This window comes from Ascidiaceihabitans donghaensis, assembly GCF_900302465.1.
GTDB lineage: Bacteria > Pseudomonadota > Alphaproteobacteria > Rhodobacterales > Rhodobacteraceae > Ascidiaceihabitans > Ascidiaceihabitans donghaensis.
Window position 1 is genome coordinate 622,145 of the sequence record NZ_OMOR01000001.1, and the last position, 15,404, is coordinate 637,548.

A 15,404-nucleotide genomic window follows, 5' to 3' on the forward strand; every position below is an offset into this window, starting at 1 on the left:
CAAGCCGTGGCTGTAATAACTTGTTAAAAACGCGACGAAAATTTACTATGAGTTGTATTCTTTCATTCGGGGAAATTCGTCCATGTTCGGTTTGTTGGCACTTTTAGGTTTGGGTCTGGGTTTGGCCGCACTGATTGGAAGCGACGATAGCAGCGACGGTGCGTCAGGTGATCAGGCGTCTCCGACAGAAGACGCGGACGTCATTTCGGACGAAGCATATCGCGCAGATTTTGTCGCGGAATTCGACGATCTGGTTGCGGAAGGCGAAATCACGCAAGGTCAGGCTGACCAGGCTTTGGGGCAAATTGATTTTGTCAGCGGTGCGCAAGACGTTGAAGCACTGGGCGGTGATGACTACCTTCTTCTTGGTGCGGGCGATGATACCGTTGATGGCGGCGCCGGTGACGATGTGATCCTGACGGGCCTGGGCGATGACAGTGTCGATCTTGGCGAAGGCAGCGACGTTTATGGCGCCGATTTTCGTAACATTCCAAGCGCCGATGACTTTGAACCCTTTCCCATTGCCGAAGGCAGCGGCAACCTATCTGAGGCAACGGTCGAAGGTGGCGACGACACGATCAATGGCGGCGTTGGCAACGATGCGATTTCTGACAGTTTCGGATCAAACGAGATCAACGGCCAGCAAGGGGCCGATTTCATTGTGTCAGTGGATGATGCATCGGACCAAGGCACCGCAGATACCGTGAGCGGTGGCTTCGGCTCTGACACGTTGGTGGTTGATGAAGGCGATGTTGTTGAAACCGGCAACGGACGCGACAGCGTTGTGGTCGAGACCTACAACGGCGTCGAAGACGGGTATGATGTGGTCACGATCACGGATTTTGAACAAGGCAAGGATTCCCTTGTTGTTCAAGGCCAGCCCGGTCTTTTGAACCCCGTCGGGGATGAAGACACCGTAACAGTCGAGAATTCTCAAGACGGCGAAGACGCGATTGTGTTGATCAACAACATTCCGGTTGTGCGGGTCGTGGGCGGTGCAGGCCTTGCGGAAAGCGATGTGACGGTGTTTGTCGACAGCCGCTAAACCGCTTTTACAAAGACCAAAGCACGCCGCCTGTCGCCAGCGTTGCAATCGTCATGGCCACTGCAAGTTTGGTAAAGCTTTTTGAGGGCAACGCCTCGGCGTCGTGTTGCGTGATGCGTTCAAGGGTTTTGCACGCCTGTCGACGTGCCATCCAAAAAACCCCGATCGCAACGACCAGAAATATCGAAGCGACAGCCTTGGCAACCCAAGTCGGGTCTGTGGCGCCGAAGACGGCCTTCAACCCGATCGCGATCCCCACGGCCCCCAATCCCATGCCCATCCAAGATGCGAATGTGCGTTCATTGGCCAGAACGGTGCGGTCCTCGGCCCAGTCGGTGCGTGTTTGTGACGAATCGTTAGCCATAAACCTCAACATAGGGACAGTGGGCGGATTGGGTAGAGGCTTGTGCTTTGGGAAGTGGACGTGAGGGCCGTTTGGGATGTGAGGGCTACGTGCAAAATACACAGCATTGGGGGTTAGAGCCGTTTTGGGTGTAAGGGGGGGCTGCCCTCTCGTAGTATCCTTCGGATACCTTTGCCGGGCTACGCGCAAATTGCTTTGCAATTTGCGCTTGGGTGAGAGATTGACAACGACCCAAACGGGACTCGTTACGGCTGCTTCCTTCCGGATCTGACCGGGTTGGCGAGGCGCTTGCCCGCGCCAACCTCTCAACCGTTCATATAATGAGTCGTGAAACGACGTGCAAGGGCCGTGGCGTTACAGGTGCAAACGCAATGCACAAAAACCGTCTGCGGTGTCGCCCAGATCAACGGGGTTATACCGCGCTATTTGCTTAAGGTGTATCCGCGCGGCAGGGCTTGTTTTGTAGACCGTATGCAGGTCCAAGCCCGGCGACAGGTTCCAACGGCTTTCCGGGGCGTCTGCCTGATAGAGCGGATTGTGGATCAACCACGCCAGCGCATCGTTGACTGTTTCTTCGCATTTCACGCTGACGGCTTGCGTGGTGCAGCCGGGATATTGTCCGCCCCCCGCCAACCTGTAGCTGTTGGATGCCATCAAAAATTGCTGTGAGTCTTCCAATGGCGCACCGTCAAACGTCAGGCTTTCGACACGGGATGCGTTTTTATCAACAAGGGTGCCGTCGGGATCGTAACGGCTTGGACGTGTTGGATTTATTGTAAAATCGACGCCGTGCAAAACGTCAAAGTTGAACCCCGGTGCGTTTGAATCAAGCAGCATTTGATCCGGGGCATCAGGCCGTTGTGTCGCAAAGACCGCCGCGCAGCGTTCTAGCCATTCACGCACGTCTCGTGCCGTGACGACACGGCCCCAAATCGCATTATCAAAGGGCACAAGGGGGCTGACATCACGGCGCCGCAACGGGCCTTTGGCAAATGCGACGTAGTTGTCCGGTCCGGCTTTTCCGCCCGACGCATGCGCGGACGTGCTGACCAAAAGCGGCAGTTCAGCATGCGCTGTGCCCGCGATGTGGCGTTGCATGGCAAGACGTTTCGCGTGGGCGATGAATGTCAGGTCCGAACTGGTATGAAGCAAGGAAAAATAGCTGTTTAGCGGGGCCGAGGCGACCCCGACGGTTTCTTCCATTCTTGCTTTGGTGCGTTGATGCGCTGCATCGGTGGCTTGCAAAATGGCCGGATCGTGAAGGGTCGTGCTGGGGGCACTGCGCAAAGTGACACAATGGTTCAGCACATGCCATGCGCCATTTGCGTGTCCAAGGTTCAGGTCCAGAACCGCCAGATGCGACCCGCCAAATCCGGGCATCGCCGCGGGTGTTCCGTTTAAGGTGCCCTGCACGGGATCGCTGCCGGGAACAGCTTGTGACGCGCAATCTGGAAACAAACTATGTGTGTGACCCGCGATCACAGCATCGATGTCTGGGGTATTCGACAACTGCAGCGCTGCGTTTTCCGCGTCCTTTGGGCCATTGCCACGCCCAATGCCGGAATGGGCAAGCAACACAACTAAATCCGCGCCGGCCGCTTTGACTTTTGGCACTTGCAGGTTCACCGCGTCTTGCATGCTGCCGATGGACGCACGGCCCGACAGATGCTTGCTGTTCCAGATCATCGTTTGTTCGGGCAGCACGGAAATGACACCCACCTTCAAATCGCGTACCACCCCGTCAGAGCAAGTGGCCTGCTGGTCAACAATCGTCCACATGCGCACGTCCGACAGCGCCTTAGACACGATGTTGCTGCACACTGTCGGGGCTTTGTATTGGGTGCTGACCGTGTCCAGAAAATCCAATCCATAATCAAAATCGTGGTTCCCCAGTCCAATGGCATCGTAGCCAAGGGCATCAAAGGCCAAAGCCATAGGGTGATTGTACGAAAGCGGAGGTTGCGCTGCAGTGTCAGCGATAGGGGCGCCTTGCAAAGCGTCACCGTTGTCCAAAAGAATACACGCGCCTTCACCGTTTTCGGTGCGGGCTTGGGTGATCATACTGGCAAGTTGCGCCAGCCCTGCTTTGGCCTGCGGTTTACCGGTGATGTAATTGAAGCCTCTGAGGTTCATGTGCAAATCACTGGTAGCAAGAATGCGCAAGCTTGCCTGAGCGACTACACCGTCGCGCCATTGATGTCTTTGGCCGGAATTCACGTCTTTATTCCTTCTTAGGATCATAGACTAAACCAGCGTTTCGCCCTTTACGATAGTAAACGTAGGGTAAAACTCGCAAAAGGCGAAATTTGCGACACTGTCCCAGACGAAAGCCGTGTTTTGGGGCATCGGGATTGAACCCGCCTGCGCGACATGCCAAGCCTGCGGCAATGCGGAAAAGGGGCCAGACATGAAACACGCGGAAACAGTGACATTCGGAGGGTCGGGCCTTGATCGCGCGGGTGAAATTCGCGGAAATTCCAGTGCTGTAGCATTTTTACGCAAGGCAAGCGACAGCCGGGCTATTGTGTTTTGGCGTGGCAAGCCCCTGATCCAGACGACGCGACCTGCTGCATTGGTGCGCTTGCCAATGGACCATCCGATTTTGGAACATGCGACGGAAGATCCGATTTTCTTGGGGCGTGAAGACGGGGAAGGCCGCTTTGCCTTTGACGTGTCGGCATGGGAACCCCGCGACCTTGACCCACATCTTTTGGGCGGCTTTTTAGATCCCAGTGAACAACACCATCCCGACCTTGCCGATGATCAGGTGTTTGCCGAATTGCGCCGCACCATGACATGGTTGTCGCCGCGTGATGCTGAACTGGCAGCCAGTGGACGCGCCATTCAGATGTGGCATGCGAGCCATGGCTTTTGCGCGAAATGCGGTGCCAAGTCGGATATTTCGCATGCCGGGTGGCAACGCAATTGCCCAAGCTGCAATGCGCATCACTTTCCGCGCACAGATCCGGTTGTCATCATGTTGATCACACACGGAAATTCTGTGCTGATGGGGCGGTCTCCGGGGTGGCCTCAGGGGATGTATTCCTTGTTGGCCGGGTTCGTGGAGCCGGGCGAAACGCTGGAAGCTGCTGTGCGCCGCGAAGTGTTTGAAGAATCTGGCGTGACGGTGGGCCATGTCGATTATTTGGCCAGCCAACCCTGGCCCTTTCCCGCATCGCTGATGTTTGGATGCCGGGGGGAAGCGACAAGCCGCGACATCACCATTGATCCCGTCGAGATCGAAGACGCTATGTGGGTCACCCGAGAAGAGATGATGCAAGCCTTTGCTGGCGAACACCCGAAAATCTTGCCAGCCCGTAAAGGTGCAATTGCACATTTTTTGCTGGAAAACTGGCTTGCGGACACATTGGATTAAGACGACACTGGATCAAACCAACAATACACTGAGCAGAGCATGATTTTTTCGACCCGCGAAGATATTGACGCACCGATTGAAACCGTTTTCGACATGCTATGCGAATTTGACATCTATGAACGCGCCGCCATGCGTCGCGGTGCTGAAGTACGGCGCATGGATAAGCTGACGGCTCAGGGTGTTGGAATGAAATGGCACGCCGAGTTTTCGATGCGTGGCAAACATCGTGAGGTTGATGTGGAAGTCACACGTTTTGACAGGCCGAATGAAATCGCGCTGATGTCCACGTCGTCCGGATTGGAAGGCAAAGGTTTTGTGCAGTTGTTGGCGTTGTCCAAAACACGCACCCGCATGAGCGTTGAATTCGAAGTCAAACCGACATCTTTGCCCGCGCGTCTTTTGCTGCAATCCCTGAAGCTGGCCAAAGGGACCTTGACCAAACGCTTCAAATTGCGTGCGGCCCAGTACGCGAAAACTCTGGAAGATCGGGCAAGAAACGTCGCTTGATCCACGGACTTCAAGTGTCCCTGCGACACTGAACTTCGGCTAAGACGTTGGGTTAGGTCCGCACTTGTGCAGACGGGTAAACGCCCAGAATTTCAAGCGTGTTGGTGAAGTATTCCAGTTCTTCAAGGGCGCGCGCGACCGCTGGATCGTCCGGATGCCCTGAAATATCGGCATAGAATTGCGTGGCTGTGAATGCACCGCCCACCATGTAGCTTTCCAGCTTGGTCATGTTCACGCCATTGGTCGCGAAGCCACCCATCGCCTTGTACAGCGCTGCGGGAATGTTGCGAACTTGGAAGACAAATGTGGTGACCATGTCTTCACTGCGCCGTGTCTCATCGGCTTGGGGGGACATCAGCAAAAAGCGCGTTGTGTTGTGCCCCTGATCTTCAATGTCACGCGCCAACACTTGCAAGCCATGAATGTCTGCCGCCACATGTGATGCCAGCGCCCCAACACCCATTTCACCGCTTGCAGCAATATCTGCTGCAGCTCCGGCGCTGTCTACGGCGCTTTCAAAGGTGATGTTGTGTGCATCAAGAAAAGCGCGGGCTTGTGGAATGAGAACCATGTGCGCACGGACATGGTTGATGTCTTCAAGCGATTGTCCCGCATTCGCCATCAACGATATGCGCACGCGTACAAAGGCCTCGTCGATAATGTGCAGCCCGCTTTCCGGCAACAAGCGGTGGATGTCTGCAACGCGGCCGTAGGTGGTGTTTTCCACAGGCAGCATGGCCAAATCAGCGGCCCCGTCGTGGACGGCTTGAAAGGCATCCTCGAATCCGCGGCAGGGCACTGGTGTGGCGTTGGGCCGCGCTTTTAGCACGGCTTCGTGGCTGTAGGCGCCCAACTCTCCTTGAAAAGCGATGCGTTGGCTCATTTTCGGTTATCCTAAATTCACTTTTTCATGCCATTGCAGTGCTGAAATAGCAGGGGCAGGGCGTTTGGTCGCGGTAACTACACCTAGACAGCGCCAAAGGGAACCAATAGATACCCGCCCAACAGTACAGCCAACCCCGTAGAGATGGACAGCAATACTCATGTTCGACACGATGACATTTACAAAAATTGCCGGCGGCCTGTGTGGTGCCTTGCTGGTGCTGCTGCTTGGCAAATGGGCAGCTGAGGAACTTTATCATGTGGGCGGTCACGGCGATCATGCCGCAGCTTACGTGATTGAAGTTGAGGAAGAAGATTCTGGTGCCGCCGAAGTTGAAGAAGTCAGCTTGGACGACCTGTTGGCGTCGGCCGACATTGGCAAAGGCGCAAAAGTGTTCAAGAAATGCTCAGCTTGTCACAAGCTGGAAGCCGGTGCGAACGGCACAGGCCCTTACCTGTACGGCGTTGTAAACCGCGAAATCGGTGCGGCGGATGGCTTCGGTTATTCTGATGTATTGGCAAGCATTGGTGGTGAATGGACAGCGGAGAACCTTGATGGGTTCTTGGCCAAGCCAAAAGACTGGGCGCCGGGCACAACAATGGGTTTTGCCGGTTTGAAAAAACCAACGGACCGCGCCAACCTGATCGCGTATCTCGACAGCCTTGACGAATAATCTGATTCGCGAAAAATAGCTTTCAAGGCCGTATGCACACCGCATGCGGCCTTTTTTGTTGCGCAACGGGGCGCCGCGCGGTGCGTTAATTCTTCGTTCACATATTCGCAACTTGAATGTCACAGCACTGGCACAGTAGCGTGAGCGCAATATATTGAGCAGACGTTTACCAAAAACATGAACAGGATCAGCACCATGCAGCAGACCCGCAGTCAGAACAAAAGTCAGGCCAAAACCAAGCATTTTGATCTGCGTCCCGTGATTTGGACGCTTGGGATCATGGGGTTAAGTTTGATCGTGCTGGCAGCGTCGATGGTGCGTGCGCAGGATACGGTCAAAACACATGGCTATTCGTTTTACGGGGATTTGACCTATCCCGAAGACTATCCGCATTTCGATTATGTGAACCCGGATGCCCCCAAAGGTGGGGAAATTTCGATCGGTACGCTTGGCACATTTGATTCGATGCATCCCTACACACGCAAAGGCCGGGCCGGGGCCTTGTCCTCGGTGATGTACGAAAGCCTGCTGGGGGCCGGCACAAACGCCGACGCACCCGCCGATGTTTATGCGGAATACTACGGGTTGTTGGCCAAAGGGCTTGAATACGATGAAGGCCGAAACTGGGTGATTTTTTACATGCGCCCCGAGGCGCGGTTTTCTGATGGCTCTCCGGTCACCGCCCACGACATCGCATTTTCGCACAACCTGCTTTTGGACGAAGGTTTGAAATCTTATGCGGATGCCGTGCGTAAGCGCATTCCCAAAGTCGAAGTCATCGACGATCACACCATCAAATTCTACTTCACAGAAGGGATATCGCGCCGCAGTTTGATCGACCAAGTGGGGTTCGTCCCCGCGTGGTCCAAGAAATGGTATGAGGAGACGGGTGCGAGCCTGAACGAATCCCGCCTTGAGGTTTCACCCGGCTCTGGCCCCTACATGATCGAGGATGTGGATGTGAACCGCCGCGTCGTCTATAAGCGTAACCCCGACTACTGGGGCAATGATTTGCCTTTCAATGTCGGGCGCAACAATTTTGACCGTATCCGAATTGAATACTTTGGCGACGACACAGCCCGCTTTGAAGGGTTCAAGGCAGGTGAATTCACCATGCGCATCGAAAGCGACAGCAAGCGCTGGGCGACAGGGTACGACTTTTCCAAGATCGACGACGGGCATATCGTGAAGAAAGAACTGCCTGATGGTGCCCCCGCGACGCCATCCGGTATCGTGTTCAATCTTGGGCGGGAGGTGATGCAGGACCGCCGCGTCCGGCAGGCCTTGGCCTTGGCGTATAATTTCGAATGGACCAACGAAAGCCTGCAATATGGCCTGTTCCAACAACGTGCGTCATTTAGCCAGGACACTGAAATCATGGCCAAAGGCACCCCCGAAGGCGCGGAACTGGCGTTTTTGCAAAGCCTTGGTGATCTGGTTCCGGCTGACATGCTGTCAGAACCCGTGGCAATCCCCCATACATCCAAAGCAGGCCGCCTTCTGGACCGCCGCAACGCACGCACTGCGATGCGGCTTTTGGATGATGCGGGCTGGGCCGTTGGGGATGACGGGATGCGGCGCAATGCAGATGGCCAGCCCTTAAGCGTCAACTTTTTGTTCAATTCGTCTTCACCGTCGACCTTGTCCGCGGCGATGGAAAACTACGTCAACAACGTGCGGAAACTTGGCATCGACATCACCTTTGAAAAGGTGGATTCGGCCCAATACACGTCGCGTGAACGCGACCGTGACTATGACTTGGTGTATGACAGCTACGCCGCATTTCTGGGCGCAGGAACGGGATTGATGCAGCGTTACGGGTCCGAAACAGCCGCGTTTTCGCTGTTTAACCCTGCCGGATTGGCCAGCCCGCTGGTGGATGCGATCATCGAAGCATCACTGCAATCGGAAACCCGCGAAGAAGAAGTGGCCGTGTTGCGGGCATTGGACCGTGTACTGCGCCACGAGTTTTTCATGATCCCGCTGTGGTACAAAGCCAACCACTGGGTCAGCTACTACAACATGTTTGAACACCCAGAAAACATGCCCGCCTTTGATTTGGGCTACCTCGATTTCTGGTGGTACAACGCGGACAAAGCCAGCGCTTTAAAGGCCGCTGGCGCATTGAGGTAAGCGCATATGGGCGCTTATATCGCGCGGCGGCTTTTGCTTGTCATACCGACGTTGATCGGGATTTTGCTTGTCAATTTTGTGCTGACGCAATTTGTGCCGGGTGGCCCGGTTGAACAGGCCATTGCGCGGGCGCAAGGGGGCGGCGATGTGTTTGGCAGCTTTGCGGGCGCCAACAACGATGCAGGCGTGACCGAAGAATTGAACACGGCGTCTGACAGCACCTATGTCGGGGCGCGTGGTCTGCCGCCAGAGTTCATCAAAGAACTGGAAGCGCAGTTCGGTTTCGATAAACCGGCGCATGAACGCTTTTTTCTGATGTTGTGGAACTATGCCCGCTTCGATTTCGGAGAAAGCTATTTCCGGTCGATAGAAGTGATCGACCTAATTAAAGAAAAGCTGCCCGTTTCGATCACCTTGGGCCTGTGGTCGACCCTGATTGCCTATGCTATTTCCATCCCCCTTGGCATTCGCAAAGCTGTCCGCGACGGTTCCAGCTTTGATACTTGGACCAGCGGCATAATCATTGCCGCCTATGCTGTGCCAGCCTTCTTGTTTGCCATCATTCTTTTGGTTCTATTTGCGGGCGGCAGTTACTATCAAATATTTCCGCTGCGGGGCCTGACCTCTGACAACTTCGACGAAATGTCGGCTTTGGGCAAAGTTGCGGACTATTTCTGGCACATCGCCTTGCCTGTTCTTGCGTCGACCATCGGGGCGTTTGCCACGCTGACATTGCTGACCAAAAACAGCTTTCTGGACGAGATCAAAAAACTGTATGTCGTCACCGCACGCGCCAAGGGATTAAGCGAACGGCAGGTGTTATATGGTCATGTTTTCCGCAACGCCATGTTGATTGTGATCGCAGGTTTTCCAGCCGTGTTTGTGTCTGTATTCTTTGGTGGATCGGTCATTATTGAAACCATCTTTTCCTTGGACGGGTTGGGGCGCTTGGGCTACGAGGCTGCTGTGGCGCGGGACTACCCCATTGTGTTTGGCACGCTCTATATCTTTGGCCTGATGGGGCTGCTGGTCGCCATTCTGTCTGATCTGATGTACGTCTTGGTGGACCCACGCATCGATTTTGAACGGAGGGAAGGCTGATGGCTTTGTCCCCCCTGAACGCGCGGCGTTGGTCGAATTTCAAAAAGAACAAACGGGCCTATTGGTCGCTTTGGATTTTCAGTGTGCTGTTTGTTCTGTCGCTGGGGGCGGAGTTTCTGGCCAACGACAAGCCGCTTTTGGTGCAATATCGGGGTGCGTATTACACGCCGGTGTTCAATTTCTATGCCGAGACCGAGTTTGGAAGCGACTTTGAAACCGAAGCCGACTACAAAGAAATCGAAGTGGAATGCTTGATTGTGTCGGGCGGGTTGGAAGACTGCTTTGACGACCCTGAAGGCGTTGCAAAAGACGCGGCAGACGGCGAAGTGAACGGTGAGCCCATCGAAAAAGGCTGGATGATCTGGCCGCTTGTCCCTTACAGTTTCAATACCGAAGTGGACCGGCCGGGTGCGGCCCCGTTGCCCCCCAACAGCCAGAACTGGCTGGGCACAGACGGGACCAAACGCGATGTCACCGCGCGGATCATCCACGGGTTTCGGTTGTCAATTTTGTTCACGCTTATCGTGACCGGGGTGGCGACAGTCATTGGTGTTATCGCGGGGGCAATTCAGGGGTTTTTTGGCGGTTTGACCGATTTGATCTTTCAACGCGTCATCGAAATTTGGTCCGGCATTCCGTCGTTGTATGTCATCATTTTGATGTTTGCGATTATGGGGCGTAGTTTCTGGCTGCTTGTGTTCTTGCTGATCCTGTTTTCATGGACTGGGCTTGTGGGGGTCGTGCGTGCCGAGTTTTTGCGGGCGCGCAATCTGGAATATGTGCGGGCGGCGCGTGCCTTGGGCGTTTCCAATACGACGATCATGTTCCGGCATATGCTGCCCAATGCCATGGTCGCCACGTTGACGATGCTTCCCTTCATTATCACAGGCACCATTTCCACGCTGGCTGTCCTTGATTTTCTCGGCTTTGGTTTGCCCAGTTCTGCCCCGTCTTTGGGCGAGCTTACGTTGCAGGCAAAACAAAACCTGCAAGCCCCATGGCTGGCCTTTACCGCGTTTTCGGTGTTTGCCGTCATGTTGTCGCTGCTGATCTTCATTTTTGAAGGCATCCGCGATGCGTTTGACCCCAGAAAGACCTTCTCATGAGTGCTTTGTTGCAGGTGAAAGACCTGAAAGTCGGCTTCCGTCAGGATGGCAAACTGACCCAAGCCGTCAAAGGCGTTAGCTTTGATGTGCACCGGGGCGAAGTGGTGGCTTTGGTTGGTGAATCCGGATCGGGCAAATCGGTGTCCGCATTGTCCACGGTGTCATTGCTGGGCGACAGCGCCGAGGTGTCGGGGTCGGTCACCTATGACGGTCAGGAAATGATCGGGGCGGATGACCGTTTGTTGCGCAAGGTGCGTGGCAACGACATCAGCTTTATCTTTCAAGAACCGATGACGTCGCTGAACCCGTTGCACACCATTGAAAAACAGCTGACCGAAAGCATTGCTTTGCATCAGGGTATCATCGGACCCGATGCGCGGGCGCGGGTTCTGGATATGCTGGACAAAGTGGGTATTCGTGACGCAGAAAGCCGCCTTGGCAGTTACCCTCACCAATTGTCTGGCGGTCAACGGCAACGCGTTATGATTGCGATGGCTCTATCGAACAAACCCGACATCCTGATTGCGGACGAACCCACCACCGCGTTGGATGTGACCATTCAGGCGCAAATTCTTGAGCTGTTGGCGGACCTCAAAGACGAAGAGGGCATGGGGCTTTTGTTCATCACCCATGATCTGGGTATCGTGCGCCGCATCGCGGACCGCGTGTGCGTGATGCAGCACGGTGAAATCGTGGAAACGGGGCCAACAAAAGACATCTTCGACAATCCCCAACATCCCTACACCAAAAAGCTGTTGGGGGCGGAGCCATCGGGGGCGCCAGCGCCGGTCCCTGCCGACGCGCCGGTCATCGCCGAAACCCAGAACCTGAAAGTCTGGTTCCCCATTCACAAAGGGTTCCTGCGCCGTGTTGCGGGTCACGTCAAGGCGGTGAACGACGCCAGCATGACCGTCAAGGCTGGCGAGACCCTTGGTATTGTGGGCGAATCCGGTTCGGGCAAAACCACAATGGCACTGGCCATCATGCGGCTGATCTCGTCCAAGGGACTGATCAGTTACATGGGGCAAGATATTCGCGCCTGGTCCACCAAGGAATTGCGCAAGCTGCGCAAGGACATGCAGATCGTGTTTCAGGACCCCTTTGGCAGTTTGAGCCCCCGCATGACCTGCGCCCAGATTATTTCCGAGGGGCTGGCGATTCACAATGTTGACCCCGACAGGGCAGAACGGGAGCTGGTCACAGAAGTGATGCAAGAGGTTGGCTTAGATCCGGCCACAATGGACCGCTACCCGCACGAGTTTTCAGGCGGGCAAAGGCAACGGATTGCAATTGCGCGGGCGATGGTGCTGCGTCCCAAGTTGCTTGTGCTGGATGAACCAACATCGGCGCTGGATATGACCGTGCAGGTGCAAATCGTGGATTTGCTACGGAACTTGCAGGAAAAATATGGGCTGGCCTATTTGTTCATCAGCCACGATCTGAAAGTTGTGCGTGCCATGTCGCACAAGGTGATGGTGATGAAGCAAGGCGATGTTGTGGAACAGGGCGTCGCAAATGACCTGTTTGAAAACCCGCAGACCGATTACACACGGCAACTGCTGCAGGCCTCACATTAAAGCATATTTTACTGGTTTGCCGATTTACTTCTTTTCCGCGCCCCCCCGCGAAAACCAGTAGTTAAGAACCTGAGACATGGAAGCTGCCAAAACGCCGACCAGTATCTTCAGAATATCCAAAAACGAATTGTCGCCCAGCTGCATATTTACGACATCGCTGGCCTCAATATAAACGAGCGCGCCAGTCAGGCCCACGAAACTGCAAACGATAATTATGCTTAGGATCGCTTGAATGTTCACGAAAAGTATCCTTTGAAATCAATCCAAGCCGCACATGCGGCGTTGAGTTTTTAAAATGGGACGCAATACGGCCCTATTGTTTGAAAAATAGCAGTAAATAAGTACCCCCACGCTAAACAGCACATGAAAACCGGTCAAGTCGCGGGGTGGTTGTCAGATCGCTGATGCGTGACCTTTGCGGTCCATGTGATAGGCGTCTACCGCACGTGCAATCAAGCGGGTCAGCGGGGCAGCATCAGCCGGAATTTTTAGCGTGTTTCCATCAAATTTGACAGCGCCTTCAAACGCGTTTGCGACTTTGCGCAAAATCGAGGACACGTGATCTTCGTGTCCAGGAAACTGCGCGGCGGATGCCTTGAAATCGCACATAAGCCGTTCAATCAGCCGTCCGCGCAACAGATCCTCTTGGGTCAGGGCATGTCCTTTGACGGTTGCCATACCGCCACCACGTACCAAACCTGCATAAGCTGACGTCACAGGTGCGTTTTGGGCATAGCCTTGCGGGAACTTTGAAATGGAAGACGCGCCCAGACCAATCAGCGTGTCACTGGTATCGTCTGTGTAGCCTTGAAAATTGCGACGCAGGGTGCCGTTGCGCCGGGCAATGGCCAAGCCGTCGTCTTTGCGCGCAAAGTGGTCAATGCCGATTGCATCGTAGCCATCCCATTCGAACAATCGCGCTGCGGTTTCAAACAGGCGCAAACGTTCTTCGGGTTTTGGCAGTAGATCCGTGGGGATCATGGTTTGACGCCGCGCCATCCAAGGGACATGGGCATAGCCATAAAGCGCCACGCGATCGGGACCAAGCGACAGCAACTTTTGCACGGATTGAGTGATTTTTTCACGGTCCTGACCGGGCAGCCCAAACAGAATGTCTGTGTTCAGACTGGTCACCCCGACGGCCCGCAACATGTCAACGGCGCGGGCGGTTGTTTCATAGCTTTGGATGCGTCCGATAGTCTTTTGAATGGCTGGGTCAAAATCCTGAACGCCGATTGATCCACGGGTCATACCTGCGGCTGCTAACGCATCCACACGGGGCTGATCTATTTCGCCGGGGTCAATTTCGACCGAAAACTCGGCGTTTGGACCAAATGGCAAGACTGCCGCGACATGATCCGCCAGTTCCGTGATCATCTCGGACGTGAGCAAAGTAGGCGTGCCACCGCCCCAGTGCATGCGTGACAAGGTTATCCCAGGCGCCAATTGTGCGGCAAGCATGTCGATTTCCACCTTGAGCGTATCCAGATATCCACGCACTGGTGCACCGCTTTGGGTGCCTTGTGTGCGGCAGGCGCAAAACCAGCACAGCCGGCGACAAAAGGGGATGTGCAGATACAATGACACTTGCCCATTTTCGGGCACGGCCTGCACCCAATGGCTGAATGTATCCGGTCCGACATCGCCAGAAAAATGCGGCGCTGTCGGGTAGCTCGTGTACCGTGGCACATGAGCGTCAAAAAGACCCAGTTTCGAGAATTCGGTTCGCTTTTCCATACGGGAAGGATAAACTTTGGCTAACTCTTCTACTTTGACACAGATCAACATGCCGCATCTGTCCACACCTGCGAAAAACTCCAAGAAAGCAGCGCCATGACTGTCTCTCTCGCTTCTATCAACCAAGACTGCGTTGATTGCCCTATCCGGCATCGCGCTGTGTGCGCACGGTGCGATTCTGAGGAATTGGAACGGCTTGAAGAAATAAAGTACTATCGGTCCTTTGAAGCGGGCCAGACGGTTGTCTGGTCTGGTGACAAAATGGATTTTGTGGCGTCTGTTGTGTCGGGCGTCGCCAGCTTGACCCAGACTATGGAAGATGGCCGCCGCCAAATGGTGGGCTTGCTGTTGCCGTCTGATTTTGTGGGGCGTCCGGGCCGCGATCATGCGCATTACGATGTCGTGGCCACTACCGATCTGGTTATGTGTTGTTTTCGCAAACGCCCCTTTGAACGCTTGGTCGATGAAACCCCCCATATTGCGGGACGTCTGTTGCAAATGACGTTGGATGAATTGGACGCAGCGCGTGAATGGATGCTGGTTCTGGGGCGCAAAACGGCGCGTGAAAAGATTGCATCCTTGTTGGCGATTATCGTCAGGCGCGATGCGTCTTTGCACTTTGGTGAGGCCAAAAGCGAAGTCACAATAGACCTGCCTCTGACCCGTGAAGCGATGTCTGACTATTTGGGCCTGACGCTTGAAACGGTGAGTCGTCAGATGTCTGCCCTGAAACGCGACGGTGTTATTGTCCTGGATGGCAAGCGCAAGGTCGTTGTGCCCGATGTCGATCGGTTGATGGAAGAAGCCGGCGACGACAGCGATGGCGGTGTTCTAAGCTGACGCTGGGGCTTTGATAATTTGCACAATCTGGTGACCTGCACCGAAACCGTTTTGCAAATCAG

General features: G+C 54.8%; 14 protein-coding genes and 1 other RNA gene. 9 read left to right on the forward strand and 6 right to left on the reverse strand.

Features of this window, described 5'->3' with window-relative positions; genetic code table 11:
• Window positions 1-82: 82 nt before the first annotated feature.
• Window positions 83-1,045, forward strand: coding sequence for a calcium-binding protein (locus ASD8599_RS03095; RefSeq protein ID WP_108827181.1), 963 nt, complete (start codon window positions 83-85; stop codon window positions 1,043-1,045).
• 7 nt (window positions 1,046-1,052) lie between these two features.
• Here ASD8599_RS03095 and ASD8599_RS03100 read toward each other — a convergent pair whose 3' ends face one another.
• The 3 genes from ASD8599_RS03100 to ASD8599_RS03110 all read right to left on the reverse strand — a co-directional run bounded on the left by ASD8599_RS03100 (window position 1,053) and on the right by ASD8599_RS03110 (window position 3,650).
• Window positions 1,053-1,409 (reverse strand): YidH family protein, encoded by a 357-nt coding sequence (locus tag ASD8599_RS03100; RefSeq protein ID WP_108829971.1) that lies wholly within the window; start codon window positions 1,407-1,409, stop codon window positions 1,053-1,055.
• Between the two features lie 210 nt (window positions 1,410-1,619).
• An RNA gene (gene ffs, locus ASD8599_RS03105) (signal recognition particle sRNA small type) lies at window positions 1,620-1,717 on the reverse strand.
• Between the two features lie 46 nt (window positions 1,718-1,763).
• Entirely contained in the window at window positions 1,764-3,650 is a 1,887-nt protein-coding gene (locus ASD8599_RS03110) for a 5'-nucleotidase C-terminal domain-containing protein (protein ID WP_108827182.1), read from the reverse strand.
• Window positions 3,651-3,816: 166 nt separating this feature from the next.
• Between ASD8599_RS03110 and nudC the strand changes: the two genes are divergently transcribed.
• Window positions 3,817-4,785 (forward strand): NAD(+) diphosphatase, encoded by a 969-nt coding sequence (gene nudC, locus ASD8599_RS03115; RefSeq protein WP_108829972.1) that lies wholly within the window; start codon window positions 3,817-3,819, stop codon window positions 4,783-4,785.
• A gap of 39 nt (window positions 4,786-4,824) precedes the next feature.
• A complete protein-coding gene (locus ASD8599_RS03120; RefSeq protein ID WP_108827183.1) occupies window positions 4,825-5,292 on the forward strand; it encodes an SRPBCC family protein in 468 nt (155 codons plus the stop codon).
• A 52-nt stretch (window positions 5,293-5,344) separates the two neighbouring features.
• On the opposite strand, the gene ASD8599_RS03125 is transcribed toward ASD8599_RS03120, so the two are convergent.
• The gene (locus tag ASD8599_RS03125) at window positions 5,345-6,175 is read right to left on the reverse strand and encodes a prephenate dehydratase (RefSeq protein WP_108827184.1); all 831 of its coding nucleotides are present in this window, start codon (window positions 6,173-6,175) and stop codon (window positions 5,345-5,347) included.
• A 160-nt stretch (window positions 6,176-6,335) separates the two neighbouring features.
• Here ASD8599_RS03125 and ASD8599_RS03130 point away from each other — a divergent pair, with 160 nt between their 5' ends.
• The 5 genes from ASD8599_RS03130 to ASD8599_RS03150 all read left to right on the forward strand — a co-directional run bounded on the left by ASD8599_RS03130 (window position 6,336) and on the right by ASD8599_RS03150 (window position 12,765).
• Window positions 6,336-6,848 carry a c-type cytochrome gene (locus tag ASD8599_RS03130; protein ID WP_108827185.1) on the forward strand — a complete coding sequence of 171 codons (513 nt, stop codon included), beginning with the start codon at window positions 6,336-6,338 and terminating at the stop codon, window positions 6,846-6,848.
• Between the two features lie 279 nt (window positions 6,849-7,127).
• On the forward strand, window positions 7,128-8,981 hold the full coding sequence (locus ASD8599_RS03135; protein WP_245926117.1) for an extracellular solute-binding protein: 1,854 nt from the start codon (window positions 7,128-7,130) through the stop codon (window positions 8,979-8,981).
• Between the two features lie 6 nt (window positions 8,982-8,987).
• On the forward strand, window positions 8,988-10,082 hold the full coding sequence (locus tag ASD8599_RS03140) for a microcin C ABC transporter permease YejB (RefSeq protein ID WP_108827187.1): 1,095 nt from the start codon (window positions 8,988-8,990) through the stop codon (window positions 10,080-10,082).
• A complete protein-coding gene (locus ASD8599_RS03145; protein ID WP_108827188.1) occupies window positions 10,082-11,188 on the forward strand; it encodes an ABC transporter permease in 1,107 nt (368 codons plus the stop codon). The genes ASD8599_RS03140 and ASD8599_RS03145 overlap by 1 nt, the downstream gene beginning before the upstream one ends.
• Window positions 11,185-12,765, forward strand: a complete 1,581-nt coding sequence (locus ASD8599_RS03150) for an ABC transporter ATP-binding protein (RefSeq protein WP_108827189.1) — start codon at window positions 11,185-11,187, stop codon at window positions 12,763-12,765. Before ASD8599_RS03145 ends, ASD8599_RS03150 begins: the two co-directional genes overlap by 4 nt.
• Window positions 12,766-12,789: 24 nt before the next feature.
• Here the strand turns inward: ASD8599_RS03150 and ASD8599_RS03155 are convergent, their stop codons facing one another.
• Together ASD8599_RS03155 and hemN are read right to left on the reverse strand one after the other, a co-directional pair.
• Entirely contained in the window at window positions 12,790-13,005 is a 216-nt protein-coding gene (locus ASD8599_RS03155) for a hypothetical protein (RefSeq protein ID WP_108827190.1), read from the reverse strand.
• A gap of 153 nt (window positions 13,006-13,158) precedes the next feature.
• Window positions 13,159-14,502 carry an oxygen-independent coproporphyrinogen III oxidase gene (gene hemN, locus ASD8599_RS03160; RefSeq protein ID WP_108829973.1) on the reverse strand — a complete coding sequence of 448 codons (1,344 nt, stop codon included), beginning with the start codon at window positions 14,500-14,502 and terminating at the stop codon, window positions 13,159-13,161.
• A gap of 96 nt (window positions 14,503-14,598) precedes the next feature.
• On the opposite strand from hemN, the gene fnrL reads away from it, so the two are divergent.
• Entirely contained in the window at window positions 14,599-15,342 is a 744-nt protein-coding gene (gene fnrL / locus ASD8599_RS03165) for a transcriptional regulator FnrL (protein WP_108827191.1), read from the forward strand.
• The last annotated feature ends 62 nt before the right edge of the window (window positions 15,343-15,404 follow it).

Bases quoted from the DNA above. Each gene is read 5' to 3' on its own strand.
- ASD8599_RS03095 (WP_108827181.1), top strand. From the start codon at position 83: ATGTTCGGTTTGTTGGCACTTTTAGGTTTGGGTCTGGGTTTGGCCGCA.
- ASD8599_RS03100 (WP_108829971.1), bottom strand. From the start codon at position 1,409: ATGGCTAACGATTCGTCACAAACACGCACCGACTGGGCCGAGGACCGC.
- ASD8599_RS03110 (WP_108827182.1), bottom strand. From the start codon at position 3,650: ATGATCCTAAGAAGGAATAAAGACGTGAATTCCGGCCAAAGACATCAA.
- nudC (WP_108829972.1), top strand. From the start codon at position 3,817: ATGAAACACGCGGAAACAGTGACATTCGGAGGGTCGGGCCTTGATCGC.
- ASD8599_RS03120 (WP_108827183.1), top strand. From the start codon at position 4,825: ATGATTTTTTCGACCCGCGAAGATATTGACGCACCGATTGAAACCGTT.
- ASD8599_RS03125 (WP_108827184.1), bottom strand. From the start codon at position 6,175: ATGAGCCAACGCATCGCTTTTCAAGGAGAGTTGGGCGCCTACAGCCAC.
- ASD8599_RS03130 (WP_108827185.1), top strand. From the start codon at position 6,336: ATGTTCGACACGATGACATTTACAAAAATTGCCGGCGGCCTGTGTGGT.
- ASD8599_RS03135 (WP_245926117.1), top strand. From the start codon at position 7,128: ATGGGGTTAAGTTTGATCGTGCTGGCAGCGTCGATGGTGCGTGCGCAG.
- ASD8599_RS03140 (WP_108827187.1), top strand. From the start codon at position 8,988: ATGGGCGCTTATATCGCGCGGCGGCTTTTGCTTGTCATACCGACGTTG.
- ASD8599_RS03145 (WP_108827188.1), top strand. From the start codon at position 10,082: ATGGCTTTGTCCCCCCTGAACGCGCGGCGTTGGTCGAATTTCAAAAAG.
- ASD8599_RS03150 (WP_108827189.1), top strand. From the start codon at position 11,185: ATGAGTGCTTTGTTGCAGGTGAAAGACCTGAAAGTCGGCTTCCGTCAG.
- hemN (WP_108829973.1), bottom strand. From the start codon at position 14,502: ATGGAAAAGCGAACCGAATTCTCGAAACTGGGTCTTTTTGACGCTCAT.
- fnrL (WP_108827191.1), top strand. From the start codon at position 14,599: ATGACTGTCTCTCTCGCTTCTATCAACCAAGACTGCGTTGATTGCCCT.